The organism is Streptomyces sp. NPDC050564 (assembly GCF_044457265.1).
Classification (GTDB): domain Bacteria; phylum Actinomycetota; class Actinomycetes; order Streptomycetales; family Streptomycetaceae; genus Streptomyces.
Genome location: NZ_JBITGS010000028.1, coordinates 114,657 through 127,797, shown reverse-complemented (window position 1 = coordinate 127,797; position 13,141 = coordinate 114,657). Strand labels below are relative to the sequence as shown.

The window sequence follows — 13,141 nt, the reverse complement described above, 5'->3', positions numbered from 1 at the left end:
ACGATCAGAGCGCGGTCCTCGTGAGGAGATCCAGGCCGGGAAGGCCATCGGGATCGCCGGCGAGCAGGTCCTCGTGCCTGATGCAGAAGTCCCCGTTGGGCAGAGTGCCGTCGAAGTACCGCCCGACCACCGCACCGGGAAGGAACTGCCGCAGGTCGTGGCGCATGTCCTCGCCATAGTCGACGGGAAAGCCCCACTTCTCCGGCGCCTCGTCCGTGCCGAGCAGCACCCAGTGATCCACCGGGACCTCGGAGTTGAGGGCGGGAACATCTCCCGTATGGCAGTCCAGGGCCGGCAGCGTCAGCACGTCCGCGTCGATGGGCGGGTACCACATCAACAGCGGTTCGGCCTGCGCGGCCTGCGCGTTGTCGAAGCAGCACACGGCGAGCGCACGCCCCGGATACCGCTCCTCGTAGAACCGCAGCAGCGGCTCACTCAGCCGGGGCCGCTCGTGCTCGGGCACCTCCGCGAGGGCCATCGGCAGCGCGGTCGGAGTATGAGCGAGCAGCACCGTATAGATGTCGTGCTCGAAGACCTGAACCTCCGGGGTGGCATCCCACTCCATCCAGTCCATACCGCCGGCTGCCGCCACCGCGACGGGTCGCACGGCTTCCACCATTCGCTCGAGAACGTCCGAACTGGTCCCGAGGGACAGGAAGTTGCCCGGCCCCATCCGGTATGTCGGCAGGTGCAGCACCATGGCATTGGGCCCGTCGGCCAGATTCACCGCGGTGTTCTGGTAGCCCAGCACGTGAATCAAGCCGTGCACGGGATGCCGCAGGCGCCCGCCGTACAGGGTGGTACCGGAGAACTCGGCCTGATCCATGGAGACGCACATGCTCGCAAACTAGTGCCCCAGCAGGCAACGTTCGCCCCGTCGCGACGCCCGGCACGCTCCCCCACTGCCTTAAGGGCGTGGGAGGTGCCCCCACTCGCCGCACCGGCCGAAAGCCCAAGTACGTCCAGTACGAGGACTTCCGGCCGGCACTCCCCCAGCCTTCGGCCGGGGGGACCCCCAGAGCACGCACCGGACGCCGCTCCTTGACGGGCAAACGTTGCCTGCCGGGGCACTAGTGCGCCGGTGGGGTGTGCCCCGTCGAGGGGTGAATCCCGCGTCCGGTCGGAGCAGTCCGTGTCGCGTGGTGGTTTGACTCGCGGTTTGGCTGGTGGGGCTGCCCCGAGCACCTCGCGTGGCTGACGGCCACTGAACGTCGGGGGCGGCGAGTCCACCGTCACTCACGTCGAGGAGAGACCATGACCTCCATCCTGCGCCTCAGCGGAATGAGCGCCGCCGCGGGCCTGTGCCTGGCCCTTGTCCCCGCAACGCAAGCCCAGGCCCAATCCACCGTCGTGCCCTGCAGCAGCAATCGCGTAGCCCTTCTCAGAACCGCGATCAACAATGCCAATACAGCCGGTCGAGGGGATATCGTCCTCGCCTCGAACTGCGTCTACACCCTGACCGACGTGGATCCGTCGGAGTCGGATCCGATCTCTCCGGACGGACTGCCGGAGATCACCGGCGATGTCACGGTCAGTGCGTACCCCGGCGCGACGATCGAGCGGTCCACGTCAGCGTCCGCGAACTTCCGTATCTTCACGGTGGAATCGGGCGGCAAGCTGTCACTGAACAACATCACGGTCAGGAATGGAAAGCTCGTCGACGCGAGCGGTGCCGGTATCAGCAACCACGGCACCCTCAACGTAAGGCTCGGGGCCATCAGGAACAACGAGGCCAACTCGGACGGTGGCGGTATCGAGAACGCGGCCGGTGCCACCGCGAGTCTCGACCTGACGACGGTCAGCGGCAACAAGGCCACCGCACACGGCGGCGGTGGCATCTCCAATTCCGGGACGCTGCTCGTCAACTACACCACGCTCAGCGGCAATACCGCCCAGTTCCAGGGCGGCGGCCTCGCCAACTTCGCGGGGCAGGCCACCCTCGCCGGCGGCAGCGTCACGGGCAACACGTCCAACGCGGCCCTGGGCGGAGGCATCTACGAGGAGCCCGGCAGCACCGTGACCGCGCTCGCCACGGGCTTCTCCGGCAACGTGCCCAACAACTGCCGCCCGCAGGGCGCCGTACAGGGCTGCACGGGATGACGGCACCGTGCGGTTACCCGCAGCGTGCTGCTCGCCGGTCAGGAGCGGCGAGCAGCGTCCCGCACAGTGGCGCTCGGGCGTGAGGGCTCCCCCATCGGCCTCGGTGAAGCCTATGGGGGAGCGCGGGTCCTTTTCCGGGGCCCGCTCCATTTCCGGGGCCCGCTCCATGCGGGCGCGGAGCTGATCGTGGTGCCCGCCGCATGGCCCGCGGCTCGTCTCAGCCATGGGCAGCTCCTCACTCGCACGAGGGCCCTGGAGGAGCAGGTCTTCCTCCTGGCCTGTTGCGCGGCGGGTGCCCATGGCGGGATGCGGCAGGCCGGACACAGCATGGTCATCGCCCCCTGGGGAACCGTCCTGGGCGAGGCCCGCACCGCACAGGAGACGGTGACGGTGGATTTCGACATGGCCCAAGTTGCCCGGATCCACTCCGTCCTCCCCGTCTTGCGCCATCGTGTCCTCACCATCGAGGCCCCCGCAGGGCGGTGCATCCGGCGGCAGGCCCTGGACGGCAGCGCCGCGGGCGAGGCCGACCGCCGCGCGGTGGTCCGGCGCGGCTCACCCCTTGGGCGCCCGCATCGCGCGGCTGGGCGATGTTCGGTCGACGATGTGTGTGGAGATGTCCGAAGGTTCTGTGGCCCCGTGCTCCGGCCAGGGCAGTCAGGCGGCTCTCCGTACGGGCTGCCGGGTCGACTCCTGCCGAGCCCTGTCCAGTCCGATCGCACTGATCCCCTACTGGAGGCCGCCATGGGTCAAGTTCTCGGTGATGTCCTGGGTTTCGCGGCCGCCGTCGCCGTCAGCCCGCTCCCGATCATCGCGATGATTCTCGTACTCGCCACACCTCGGGGACGGCTCAACGGGTTACTGTTCGCCGCCGGCTGGGTTCTCGGGCTCTCGGCGCTGGGCGGGGTAGTGCTGGCGATCGTCGGTCCGGGCGGCACCTCCGCCAACAGTCAGCCGGCCAGTTGGGTGGGCGGCCTCAAGCTTGCCCTGGGAGTGCTGCTCGCCCTCTTCGGCCTTTGGCAGTGGCGTCGGCGCCCGAAGGATGCCTCGCAGGCGCAGCTGCCGAAGTGGATGGCCACGCTCGACCGGCTCACGCCGCTGAAGGTCTTCGCGCTTGCAGTGGCACTGGCCGCGCTCAATGCCAAGAACGCCCCGCTGACCATCGCCGCAGGCGCCTCGATCGCTTCGGCCGGGCTTCCGGTCGGGCAGCAGATCGCGTCACTGGCGGTCTTCGTAGTGATCGGCTCGCTCGGACTGCTGGTCCCGCTGGGAGTCTTCCTGATGGGGGGCGATCGAGCGAAGACCACGCTCGGCAACTGGAAAGACTGGGCCGCGCAGCACAACGTCGCCGTGATGGCAGTCCTGTTCTTCGTCCTGGGCTTGAAACTGATCGGTGATGGCATCGGCATCCTCACCCCCTGAAAGCGACCACAACAACTTCATCAACCTCGCCTCTTGCTGGGCTGACCGACGTCCGCATGTCCCTTTCCCCGGGTGCGGACGACGTGCGCGCGGGATAGGCTTTTGACGGCAAGGTCAGGTCGCCGGGCGGTTTTGCAGAGGCCCAGGCCGCATTCGCGATGATCAACTCTTCCTGCGGAGACCTTTTTCTTCCTGCGGAGACCTTTGACGTGCTTGGTGCACCCCTTTCACATTCTGCAGGGGTGAGCAACAGCCGATTCCCCTCTTCGAGGGCGTGCCTCACGCTTTGGGCGCCGTAGTGGTGCTGCCTAAGGGCCCGCACCCTTGCATCCCTGAAATGGAGCTCGGGATGAAAGTTGTCGTTGATCTTTCCCGGTGTCAGGGGTATGCGCAGTGTGCGTTCCTGGCTCCGGACGCTTTCCGGATGCACGGCGAGGAAGCGCTGATGTACAACCCGAAGCCCGACGACGCGCAGCGCGAGCAGGTGCTGCGCGCCGCGGCAGCCTGCCCGCTCCAGGCCATTCTGGTCGACCAGTTGGACGAGCGGGACGCGCCGCTGGGGGCGTCGCAGTCATGAGCAGCGCCGACACCCTGCAGGGATTCAAGCGCGACGGCCGCATCGTCATCGTCGGTGCCTCACTTGCGGGACTGCGCACCGCGGAGGCTCTGCGCGACGAGGGTTTCACCGGGTCATTGACCATGATCGGTGACGAACTGGGCGAGCCCTATGACCGCCCTCCGCTGTCCAAGCAGGTGCTGACCGGATGGGTGCCGGCCGACGGCACCACGCTGCCGCGGCGTCGTGACGTCGATGCGGAGTGGCTTCTGGGCGTCCCTGCCGACGGGCTGGACCTGGCGGCCAACCACGTGCAACTCGCCGATGGCCGCCGGGTTCCCTTCGACCGAATGCTGATCTCCACCGGGGTACGGGCCCGGCCCTGGCCCATCGAGGCCGAGGCGGCCCTGGAAGGAGTGTTCGTCGTACGCACCCGCGAGGACGCCGACGGACTGCAGCGGGCGATGGCCGCCGGGCCCTCCCGCGTACTGATCATCGGCGCGGGCTTCACCGGCTCCGAGATCGCCTCCATCTGCCGCGAGCGGGACATCCCGGTGACCGTCGCCGAGCTCGCGCCGGCCCCGCTGGTCGGGGGACTCGGCGCCATGATCGGCGAGGTCGCGGCGGACATGCAGCGCGCCCACGGCGTCGACCTGCGCTGCGGTGTCAAAGTCACCCAGCTGGAGGGCGACGCGCAGGGGCGGTTGCGCCGTGCCCACTTCTCCGACGGCAGCACGGTCGACGCCGACGTGACGGTGGTGGCGCTCGGGGGCATCCGCAACACCGAGTGGCTGCGCGACTCGGGACTGGCGGTGGGTGTATGGGGAGTCGCCTGCGACGCGGGCTGCCGCGCCTTCGACCTCAACGGCCTGGTCACCGACGACATCTTCGTCGCCGGAGACGTGGCACGCTGCCCGAACCCGATCTACGAATACCGGTTCATCTCGCTGGAACACTGGGCCAACGCCGTGGAGCAGGCCGAGATCGTGGCGCACAACATGGTCAGCGCCCAGGCGGACCGTTGGCCGCACCTGTCCATCCCGACGTTCTGGTCGATCCAGTTCGGAGTCAACATCAAGTCCGTCGGTGTACCGACCTACGCCGACGAGGTCGTCGTCACCCAGGGATCCGTTGCCGACCACCGCTTCGTCGCCGCATATGGCTACCAGGGTCGCGTCACCGCGGCTGTCAGCTTCAACAACGCGAAGTGGCTGGACCACTACCGGCGGCTGATCGAGACGGCCGCGCCCTTCCCGCCCCCCTGCCCCACGCCCGACGAGCCCGCCGACGCCAAACCGGTGCCCGTCGACTTCCCCGGCCCGGCTCTGCTCTCGCAGGGCGCCACCGTGGTCGTCACCGGCCATGACCCGGGCGAGCGGCGCGTCACCGCCATGTGGCAACACCGGTAGGAGGGAAGCGACATGACCACGACCGAGACGTCCGACATCCTGCCCCGGATCCTCGACTACTCCTCCCGGGCCGACCCGTACCCGCTGTACGCCGAGCTGCGCAAGACGCCGGTGGCCCTGCAGGAGGACGGCAGCTACGTCATCAGCACCTATCGCGAGCTCACCGACATCCTGCACAACCCGCACCTGAGCTCCGACGTCCGCAACCTGTCGCAGCCGATGCCCGGGGCCGAGGCACGGGCCACGCCGTCGTTCATCAACGTCGACCCGCCCGAGCACGACCGCCTGCGGCGCCTGGCCATGCGCCACTTCGGCCCCCCGCACACCCCGGGGCTGGTGACCGGTATGGAACCCGACCTGACGACCATCGTCAGCAGCCTCATCGACGACTTCGCGGGCAAGCAGCAGATCGACATCGTCGACGACTTCGCCTACCCGTTCCCCGTCACCGTGATCTGCCACCTGCTCGGCGTGCCACGCGAGGACGAACCGCGCTTCCGCCTGTGGGTGAACGCCATCATCGAGTCGATCGCCTACAACCCCAAGACCGATCCGAAGGAGAAACTGGAACACGGTGTGCAGGCCACCAAGGACCTGCGCCAGTACCTCGGCGGGTTGCTGGAACAACGCCACGGCCGGCCGGGCGACGACCTGCTGACACGGCTGGCCAACGATGACGGGCCCGACGGACGGATGACCGACGACGAGATCGTCAGCACCGCCAACCTGCTGCTCATCGCCGGCCACGAGACCACCGTCAACCTCATCACCAACGGCATGCTGACGCTGCTGCGCCACCCACAGGTGCTGCAGCGGCTGCGCGACGATCCGGACCTCGTCGTGCCGCTGGTCGAGGAACTACTGCGCTACGAGCCCCCTGTGCACATCATTCCGTGGCGGGCGGCGTACAGCGACATCACCGTCGCCGACACCGTCATCCCCAAGGGCTCGCAGATCATGCTCATGCTCGCCTCAGGCAGCCGGGATCCGGACCGCTTCGACGATCCGGACCGCTTCGACCCCGACCGGCAGGACAACCAGCATCTGGGGTTCGGCCGCGGCATCCACCTGTGCTTCGGTGGACCGATGGCCCGGCTGGAGACCCAGATCGCGTTGAACGAACTGGTACGTCGCCTGGACCGGCCCCGGCTGGTCGCCGACCCGCCGCCGTACCGGCCCAGCCCCGTCCTGCGAGGTCCCATCCATCTCCCCGTCGAGCAGAGCTGACTGCCCGTCGAAGACTGAAGCAGGGCCCGAAGGCTCGATGGGGTGGAGCAGTGCCCGAAGGCTCAGCCGTCGGCCTTGGCGACGCCGATGGGGCAGCTCACGCCCGTGCCCCCGATTCCGCAGTACCCGGCCGGATTCTTGTCCAGGTACTGCTGGTGACTGCTCTCGCTTGACCAGGATGGGTGTTTTGGCCCGCGCTGTCGGCTGCTCAGCGCTCGACGAAGCGAGTCGGCCATGCGGTGATCGGCTCGCTGGACGCCGCCGTGGGACCACCGGCCCTTCCCGTCAGGCCGAACGTCACTGGCCGCCGGAGCGGCGCGGTGCTGTCATGGGTAGGGAGACGGGCGTGGACGAGCGGCCACGGGAGGCCGGGGCGCCGCCCCGTCGAGAAGCGGAGGAGGCCGATGCCATGCTGCACCGCCGCACGGTCGGTGACGTGATGACCGAGGAGGTCATCACCCTCCGCCCCGACACACCGTTCCACGAGATCGCCGCCCTGCTGGACGCGAACGACATCGTCGCGGCCCCGGTCATCGACGACGAGGGCGCCCCCATCGGCGTCGTGTCCGCGTCCGACGTGCTACGGCGCGAGACCGGCATGCCCGATCCGCAGGGGCAGGACGGGAACGACGAGCGTGCCTGGGGCAAGGCCCGGGCCAGGACCGCGAGCGCGCTCATGAGCAGCCCCGTCTTCACCGCCCGTGCCGATTGGACAATCCCCCGGGCCGCGCGGGAACTCCGCAGGCGGCACGTCAAGCAGCTGCCGGTGGTCGGCGACCACGGGCTCCTCGCCGGCATCGTCAGCCGCAGCGACCTGTTGGACACTTTCATCCGCTCCGACGTTGAGATCCGCGGCGAGGTCGAGCGGGACGTCCTGGGGCGCATCCTCGGCCTGGAAGAGGGCACCGTCGCGGTCGAGGTCCGGGACGGGGACGTTACCCTGCGGGGTCACGTCCCGGAACCGCGTCTCGTCCCGGTGGTCGTGGGCCTGTGCCAGGGCGTCGACGGTGTCGTCGCCGTGGAAGCCCACCTCGCGGCCGGCCGGGCGGACTAGTCGTTGGTGACTTCGCGGGCCGGAGCGATGCGCGTCGAGCTGTACGTCCCTGTTTGATCGCTCGACCTCCTGGACTCACGGAACTGCCCAAGCAGGTTGAAGAGCCCGGTCACCGCGGCAGCGTCGTCGTCTGCGGTCAGCGACCGGAAGCGCGATGCGTCGAACGCCGGCAGTACGAGGCGGAGGGCGAGTGCTTCCCAGCTGAGGTTGGTGCCATGGCCCAGCTCTTCGGCCAGCCACTCGCGGAAACCGGCGAGCGCCGTTCGTCCGCTGCCCTCGTGGTACCCGTTGAGGTAGGCCGCGTAGCACCAGAAGGTGCCGTCCAGGCCGTAGGAGCCGGGGCGCCGCCGGATGTCCGCCAGCAGATCCGGGAGATCAAGCCGTACCGCCTGATCTCCCGGAAGCGAGTCACTCACTCTTCGGTGAACTCCGCGACCCCGATCGAGCACGACACGCCGGTCCCGCCCAGCCCGCAGTACGCGTCCGGGTTTTTGCTGCCCGAAAGGTACTGCTGGTGTCTGCGCTCGCCTGTGACGTTGCGCATCAGACACCGCTACCCCTGCCAACAGGTTCTGGTGGAGTGCTCCACGGGGGCCGTCGTGTGCTGTGCGGTTATACGGCGAGGCCGGGGATGAAGGCGACTAGTCCGGAGAGCAGGTTGCCGATGCCGGCCAGGGTGACGATGGTGGCTTTGCCGTCAGAGAACAGCCCGGAGCAGAACTCTCGGAAGCGGCGCCGCACCAGGAGCATCTTGAGCTTCTGCCACCGGTGTTGGCGTATGTCGGTGGCCGGGGTATCTGGCCAGATGTCGCCCGGGAACGACGGGTTCCCCCGGTTCACCGCGCGGGTTACTAGTGGCGTTGGCTGCTCTCGTTCGGCGTAGCAGTTCGCGCCTGAGCTCTTCGGTGATCAGCGTTCGACGAAGCGGGACTCTGGCCACGCAGTGATCGACTCGCTGGACGCCGAGTAGATCTCCAGCAGTGAGAGGTAGCCGTCCTTCGTGAAGACCATCGCTCCGGCGTCCTCCGGTTCGGCGTACCAGGCGTCCGCGGCCGGATTGCCGTGAGCGGGAGCCGGTGGGACCGCTGCGTGGTTCACCGCCAGGTCGACCGTGGCGCAGCCGCAACCACACCTGCCGACGACCCGGGTGTACGGAAGCTGAGCACGCAGCGCGCTGCTCACCGGATCGGAGCCGGTCAGCAGCGCGTTCAACGTCGCCGCGACTTCCAGCGGGAGGGCCTCAGCCATCCGCCTTGGCCACGCCGATCGGGCACGAAACGCCCGTCCCGCCGATCCCGCAGTAGCCGTTAATGTTGCGGTCAAGATACTGCTGGTGGTAGGCCTCGGCCGGGTAGAAGGTGCGCCCCTCCGCGGGGAGCAGCTCCGTGGTGATCGTGCCGTAGCCCGAGCCCGTGAGGACCTTCTGGTAGGCCTCGCGGGAGGCGGCCGCGGTGGCGGCCTGGGCCGGGGTGTGGGTGTAGACGGCGGAGCGGTACTGGGTGCCCACGTCGTTGCCTTGGCGGAAGCCCTGGGTCGGGTTGTGGGACTCCCAGAAGACCTGGAGCAGACGCTCGTACGTGATCTTCGTGGGGTCGTAGACCACGCGGACGGCCTCCGTGTGGCCGGTCAGCCCCGAGCAGACCTCTTCGTACGTGGGGTGCTCGGTGGAGCCGCCCTGGTAGCCGACCAGGGTCGTGTACACGCCCTCGGGGAGCTCCCAGAACTTGCGCTCGGCGCCCCAGAAGCAGCCCAGGCCGAAGTCGGCGATCTCCAGGCCCTCGGGGTAGGGGCCAAGGAGCGGGGTGCCGAGAACCGTGTGGCGCTCGGGGACCGTGAAGATCGGCTCCGGGCGGCCGCGCAGGGCCTGCTCACGGGTCGGGAGCTGCGGTGTACGGCTGTGCAGGAACATGCGCTCTCCACGGTGTTACGGGTTCCGGGGGGACGTGTTGCTCAACGCGTGAACCGCCTCCGGCATTCCGACGCCTCGGTGCGGCAGCCCTCGGGCGCCACAGGGCGGCAGCCGTCCGGAGCCTCGGTGCGGCAGCCGTCCGGAGCCTCAGTGGGGCAGTGTGGCCGGGCTCCCGCCGTTCGCCTCGTACCCCGCCACCGCCAGCGCCCGGTATATCGCGTAGTCCGCCGCCGGATCGGAGGTCAGCGTCCAGGGGAGCGCGCCGACGTGGCCGTCCACGTGCACCAGCTGGTCCATGGCCTCGGACCAGCGCTCGCTGCGGACCAGGAAGAGCACCAGCAGGTGGCGTACGTGGGCCAGCATCGGGTCGTCCGAGCGGGCCGCGTGCACCGCGAAGAGCGCGCCGTGGACCGCCTTGGTCACGACGTCGCTCTGATAGAAGCTGCGGACCAGATTCACCTCGGGGAGGTGCTCGAAGACGGCGAAGAGCGGCATGGCGGCGAGCAGCGACCCCTGCGGGGCACGCGCGGCCGCGGCCTCCGCGAACGAGTACGCCACCTCGCGCGAGCCGTGCCACTTCTCGCACCAGTAGTGCAGGGCCGCCAGGTGCGCTCCCATGTGGGAGGGCGCGCGGTCCAGGATCTTCAGCCAGAGCTTCTCGAACTCCGGCTGGGGGTATCCGAGTCCGCGGGCCACCGACAGCTCGATGATGTACGGGACCGGGTCACCGGGGGAGAGGAGGGCCGCCTCGCCGCAGGCCGCCTTCGCCTCCTCCATGATGATCCGGAACTCGTCCGTCCCCGGCGTCGACGTACGCCACGCCTGCTGCACCAGGAACTCCGCGTGCACCACCGCGCCGCCCGCGTCCTTGGGCTGCTCGGCCCGCCACACCCGCAGCCACTGTCCGCCGGGCGTCTCGCTGACTCCGCCGGGGCGCTGCTGCAGCTCCAGCGACGCGGCACCCGCGAAGGCCTGCACCCGCTGCCAGCGCCGCTCGCCGTCCACCTCGGTGCCCGCGAGCAGCTGCGAGGCGGAGCGGTAGTCCTGCGTGCGCTGGACCAGGTCCAGCACGTCCAGCAGGTCCTGGTCCGGGCCGGGCATGCGGATGTCCAGCTCCTCTTGGCGCAGGAACCCGTAGTTCGCCGGGTCCGCCGCGTCCGGGTCGCCGGGCGACACCAGCTGAATACCGGCGCGCCGGCGCCTGAATACCGGCAGCAGGACCAGGCTGAACATGGCCAGCGCCATCAGGACCCAGAGAATCTCCATGCCTCAAGCGAACCAGACGGGTCCGACAATTGGCCAACCTGGTCGGGTCGGACCGTTCGCGGAGGCTCCGATCCGGTCGGTCGGGATCCCGCGGAGGCTCCGATCCGGTCGGTCAGGATCCCGCGCGGTGACCCTGACCCGGCCGGTCAGGACCCCGCGCGGAGGCCCCGATCCGGTCGGGACAGACCCGTCGCGGCGGCCGCGACGCAGTCGTTCCGGCTCCGCTTCGGGGGGCGAAGGCCGTCACGGGCCCCGCGGGCGCACTACGCTCGGGACCCATGAGCGACAGGCACATCAGTCAGCACTTCGAGACCCTCGCGATCCACGCGGGCAACACCGCCGATCCCCTCACCGGCGCGGTCGTCCCGCCGATCTACCAGGTCTCGACCTACAAGCAGGACGGCGTCGGCGGGCTGCGCGGCGGTTACGAGTACAGCCGCAGCGCCAACCCCACCAGGACCGCCCTGGAAGAGAACCTCGCCGCCCTCGAAGGCGGTCGCCGCGGCCTCGCGTTCGCGTCCGGACTGGCGGCCGAGGACTGCCTGTTGCGTACGCTGCTCAGCCCCGGCGACCACGTGGTCATCCCCAACGACGCGTACGGCGGTACGTTCCGCCTCTTCGCGAAGGTCGTCTCCCGGTGGGGCGTGGAGTGGTCCGTGGCCGACACCAGCGACCCCGACTCCGTACGAGCCGCTCTCACCCCGAAGACCAAGGCGGTCTGGGTCGAGACGCCCTCCAACCCCCTCCTCGGCATCACCGACATCGCCGCGGTCGCGCAGATCGCGCGCGAGGCGGGCGCCAAGCTCGTCGTCGACAACACCTTCGCGACCCCCTACCTCCAGCAGCCGCTCGCGCTCGGCGCGGACGTCGTCGTGCACTCCCTGACCAAGTACATGGGCGGCCACTCGGACGTCGTGGGCGGCGCCCTGATCGTCAGCGACCAGGAGCTCGGAGAGGAGCTGGCGTACCACCAGAACGCGATGGGCGCGGTCGCCGGGCCCTTCGACTCCTGGCTGGTGCTGCGCGGCACCAAGACGCTCTCGGTGCGCATGGACCGGCACAGCGAGAACGCCGGCAAGGTCGCCGAGATGCTCACCCGGCACGCGCGCGTGACGCGTGTGCTGTACCCGGGCCTTCCGGAGCACCCCGGTCACGAGATCGCCGCCAAGCAGATGAGAGCGTTCGGCGGCATGGTCTCCTTCCAGGTCGAGGGCGGCGAGGAGGCGGCCGTCGAGGTCTGCAACCGCGCCAAGGTGTTCACGCTCGGCGAGTCCCTGGGCGGCGTCGAGTCCCTGATCGAGCACCCGGGGCGCATGACGCACGCCTCGGCGGCCGGTTCGGCGCTCGAGGTTCCCGCCGATCTCGTACGCCTCTCCGTGGGCATCGAGAACGTCGACGACCTGCTCCAGGACCTCCAGCAGGCCCTCGGCTAGGCCAGTCACCAGCCCGTCAGCGGTGGAGTCGTCTCCGACGGCGGCTCCACCCACGGGCGGGCCATGCTCGCCCAGACGATGAAGGCGACGGCTGCCGCGAACAGCACCAGCCACATCAGGCGCCGGGCCGCCGTCCAGCGGCGCAGCATGCGCCCGCCACGGCGTACGGCGTCCGCGTACAGGTCGGGTGGCACCGGGGGCGGCGCCTGCTCCAGCATCCGCCGTACGGCCGCCTCGCGCTCGGGCAGGTTCATGACGGCGCCACCTCCACCCTGGTCGGTGCCGGACCTCGCGGCGGGTGCAGCAGCGTCGCCATCGCGCGGGCGCAGATCGTGTGTACGCGTTCCGTGGGGAGCCCGAGCAGGGCCGCCGTCTGTTCCTCGGCGACCCCCTCGTACAGCCTGAGGACCAGAATCAGCCGCTCCTGGGGCGTGAGCCGGGCCAGCACGTTGTCGGCGGAGGGGCGCGGCCGCCCGAAGCTCCCGTACTGATGCCATGCCGAGCGCGCGAAGCGCACGGCCAGCTGCTGGCGCGCACGGTCGTACGGGTCCTCGCCGCGCAGCCGGTCCCAGGAGGCGTACGTGTGGGCGAGGGCCAGCGTCAGCAGGCGCCGGGCGCGCGGGTTGGCGTCCCGGGGCTCCGCCGTCAGCAGCGTGGCGGCATGCAGCAGCCGCCCTGCCGCGCCCGCGACGAACGCCTCGAACTCCCGGGCCCGGCGGGCGCCTTGGGACGCATGCCGTTCTCGCACCACGCCTCCGCCTGAGG

General features: G+C 69.7%; 16 protein-coding genes and 2 pseudogenes. 8 read left to right on the top strand and 10 right to left on the bottom strand.

The window, feature by feature from the left end:
* Positions 1–4: 4 nt before the first annotated feature.
* Positions 5–826 (bottom strand): hypothetical protein, encoded by an 822-nt coding sequence (locus ACIBK0_RS36145; RefSeq protein WP_399089173.1) that lies wholly within the window; start codon positions 824–826, stop codon positions 5–7.
* A gap of 428 nt (positions 827–1,254) precedes the next feature.
* Here ACIBK0_RS36145 and ACIBK0_RS36140 point away from each other — a divergent pair, with 428 nt between their 5' ends.
* The 6 genes and pseudogenes from ACIBK0_RS36140 (at position 1,255) to ACIBK0_RS36115 (ending at position 6,714) form a co-directional block, all read left to right on the top strand.
* Positions 1,255–2,100, top strand: a complete 846-nt coding sequence (locus tag ACIBK0_RS36140; protein ID WP_399089170.1) for a hypothetical protein — start codon at positions 1,255–1,257, stop codon at positions 2,098–2,100.
* Positions 2,101–2,124: 24 nt separating this feature from the next.
* A pseudogene (locus ACIBK0_RS36135) lies at positions 2,125–2,508 on the top strand (nitrilase-related carbon-nitrogen hydrolase); the annotation flags it as partial.
* A gap of 336 nt (positions 2,509–2,844) precedes the next feature.
* On the top strand, positions 2,845–3,522 hold the full coding sequence (locus ACIBK0_RS36130) for a GAP family protein (RefSeq protein WP_399089257.1): 678 nt from the start codon (positions 2,845–2,847) through the stop codon (positions 3,520–3,522).
* Between the two features lie 349 nt (positions 3,523–3,871).
* Positions 3,872–4,099, top strand: coding sequence for a ferredoxin (locus ACIBK0_RS36125; RefSeq protein WP_399089167.1), 228 nt, complete (start codon positions 3,872–3,874; stop codon positions 4,097–4,099).
* Positions 4,096–5,487: an NAD(P)/FAD-dependent oxidoreductase gene (locus tag ACIBK0_RS36120; RefSeq protein WP_399089164.1), complete on the top strand. Its 1,392-nt coding sequence runs from the start codon at positions 4,096–4,098 to the stop codon at positions 5,485–5,487. The genes ACIBK0_RS36125 and ACIBK0_RS36120 overlap by 4 nt, the downstream gene beginning before the upstream one ends.
* Positions 5,488–5,499: 12 nt before the next feature.
* Positions 5,500–6,714 (top strand): cytochrome P450, encoded by a 1,215-nt coding sequence (locus ACIBK0_RS36115; RefSeq protein ID WP_399089161.1) that lies wholly within the window; start codon positions 5,500–5,502, stop codon positions 6,712–6,714.
* 62 nt (positions 6,715–6,776) lie between these two features.
* Here the strand turns inward: ACIBK0_RS36115 and ACIBK0_RS36110 are convergent.
* Positions 6,777–6,881, bottom strand: a pseudogene (locus ACIBK0_RS36110) (peptide-methionine (S)-S-oxide reductase); the annotation flags it as partial.
* 179 nt (positions 6,882–7,060) lie between these two features.
* On the opposite strand from ACIBK0_RS36110, the gene ACIBK0_RS36105 reads away from it, so the two are divergent.
* Positions 7,061–7,768, top strand: coding sequence for a CBS domain-containing protein (locus ACIBK0_RS36105; RefSeq protein WP_399089158.1), 708 nt, complete (start codon positions 7,061–7,063; stop codon positions 7,766–7,768).
* On the opposite strand, the gene ACIBK0_RS36100 is transcribed toward ACIBK0_RS36105, so the two are convergent.
* The 6 genes from ACIBK0_RS36100 to ACIBK0_RS36075 all read right to left on the bottom strand — a co-directional run bounded on the left by ACIBK0_RS36100 (position 7,765) and on the right by ACIBK0_RS36075 (position 10,943).
* Positions 7,765–8,184, bottom strand: coding sequence for a hypothetical protein (locus ACIBK0_RS36100; protein ID WP_399089155.1), 420 nt, complete (start codon positions 8,182–8,184; stop codon positions 7,765–7,767). The genes ACIBK0_RS36105 and ACIBK0_RS36100 overlap by 4 nt on opposite strands.
* A complete protein-coding gene (locus ACIBK0_RS36095; protein ID WP_399089152.1) occupies positions 8,181–8,312 on the bottom strand; it encodes a hypothetical protein in 132 nt (43 codons plus the stop codon). The genes ACIBK0_RS36100 and ACIBK0_RS36095 overlap by 4 nt, the downstream gene beginning before the upstream one ends.
* A gap of 68 nt (positions 8,313–8,380) precedes the next feature.
* Complete coding sequence (locus ACIBK0_RS36090) at positions 8,381–8,608, bottom strand: hypothetical protein (protein ID WP_399089149.1); 228 nt, start codon at positions 8,606–8,608, stop codon at positions 8,381–8,383.
* 69 nt (positions 8,609–8,677) lie between these two features.
* Positions 8,678–9,016 carry a hypothetical protein gene (locus tag ACIBK0_RS36085; RefSeq protein WP_399089146.1) on the bottom strand — a complete coding sequence of 113 codons (339 nt, stop codon included), beginning with the start codon at positions 9,014–9,016 and terminating at the stop codon, positions 8,678–8,680.
* Positions 9,009–9,677, bottom strand: coding sequence for a peptide-methionine (S)-S-oxide reductase MsrA (msrA, locus tag ACIBK0_RS36080; protein ID WP_399089143.1), 669 nt, complete (start codon positions 9,675–9,677; stop codon positions 9,009–9,011). The genes ACIBK0_RS36085 and msrA overlap by 8 nt, the downstream gene beginning before the upstream one ends.
* 147 nt (positions 9,678–9,824) lie before the next feature.
* Entirely contained in the window at positions 9,825–10,943 is a 1,119-nt protein-coding gene (locus ACIBK0_RS36075) for a hypothetical protein (protein WP_399089140.1), read from the bottom strand.
* A gap of 278 nt (positions 10,944–11,221) precedes the next feature.
* Here ACIBK0_RS36075 and ACIBK0_RS36070 point away from each other — a divergent pair, with 278 nt between their 5' ends.
* Positions 11,222–12,376 (top strand): cystathionine gamma-synthase, encoded by a 1,155-nt coding sequence (locus ACIBK0_RS36070; protein ID WP_399089137.1) that lies wholly within the window; start codon positions 11,222–11,224, stop codon positions 12,374–12,376.
* A gap of 5 nt (positions 12,377–12,381) precedes the next feature.
* On the opposite strand, the gene ACIBK0_RS36065 is transcribed toward ACIBK0_RS36070, so the two are convergent.
* On the bottom strand, positions 12,382–12,630 hold the full coding sequence (locus ACIBK0_RS36065) for a hypothetical protein (RefSeq protein WP_399089134.1): 249 nt from the start codon (positions 12,628–12,630) through the stop codon (positions 12,382–12,384).
* A complete protein-coding gene (locus tag ACIBK0_RS36060) occupies positions 12,627–13,124 on the bottom strand; it encodes a sigma factor-like helix-turn-helix DNA-binding protein (protein WP_399089131.1) in 498 nt (165 codons plus the stop codon). Before ACIBK0_RS36060 ends, ACIBK0_RS36065 begins: the two co-directional genes overlap by 4 nt.
* Between the last annotated feature and the right edge of the window lie 17 nt (positions 13,125–13,141).

Bases quoted from the DNA above. Each gene is read 5' to 3' on its own strand.
- ACIBK0_RS36145 (WP_399089173.1), bottom strand. From the start codon at position 826: ATGGATCAGGCCGAGTTCTCCGGTACCACCCTGTACGGCGGGCGCCTG.
- ACIBK0_RS36140 (WP_399089170.1), top strand. From the start codon at position 1,255: ATGACCTCCATCCTGCGCCTCAGCGGAATGAGCGCCGCCGCGGGCCTG.
- ACIBK0_RS36130 (WP_399089257.1), top strand. From the start codon at position 2,845: ATGGGTCAAGTTCTCGGTGATGTCCTGGGTTTCGCGGCCGCCGTCGCC.
- ACIBK0_RS36125 (WP_399089167.1), top strand. From the start codon at position 3,872: ATGAAAGTTGTCGTTGATCTTTCCCGGTGTCAGGGGTATGCGCAGTGT.
- ACIBK0_RS36120 (WP_399089164.1), top strand. From the start codon at position 4,096: ATGAGCAGCGCCGACACCCTGCAGGGATTCAAGCGCGACGGCCGCATC.
- ACIBK0_RS36115 (WP_399089161.1), top strand. From the start codon at position 5,500: ATGACCACGACCGAGACGTCCGACATCCTGCCCCGGATCCTCGACTAC.
- ACIBK0_RS36095 (WP_399089152.1), bottom strand. From the start codon at position 8,312: ATGCGCAACGTCACAGGCGAGCGCAGACACCAGCAGTACCTTTCGGGC.
- ACIBK0_RS36085 (WP_399089146.1), bottom strand. From the start codon at position 9,016: ATGGCTGAGGCCCTCCCGCTGGAAGTCGCGGCGACGTTGAACGCGCTG.
- msrA (WP_399089143.1), bottom strand. From the start codon at position 9,677: ATGTTCCTGCACAGCCGTACACCGCAGCTCCCGACCCGTGAGCAGGCC.
- ACIBK0_RS36075 (WP_399089140.1), bottom strand. From the start codon at position 10,943: ATGGAGATTCTCTGGGTCCTGATGGCGCTGGCCATGTTCAGCCTGGTC.
- ACIBK0_RS36070 (WP_399089137.1), top strand. From the start codon at position 11,222: ATGAGCGACAGGCACATCAGTCAGCACTTCGAGACCCTCGCGATCCAC.
- ACIBK0_RS36065 (WP_399089134.1), bottom strand. From the start codon at position 12,630: ATGAACCTGCCCGAGCGCGAGGCGGCCGTACGGCGGATGCTGGAGCAG.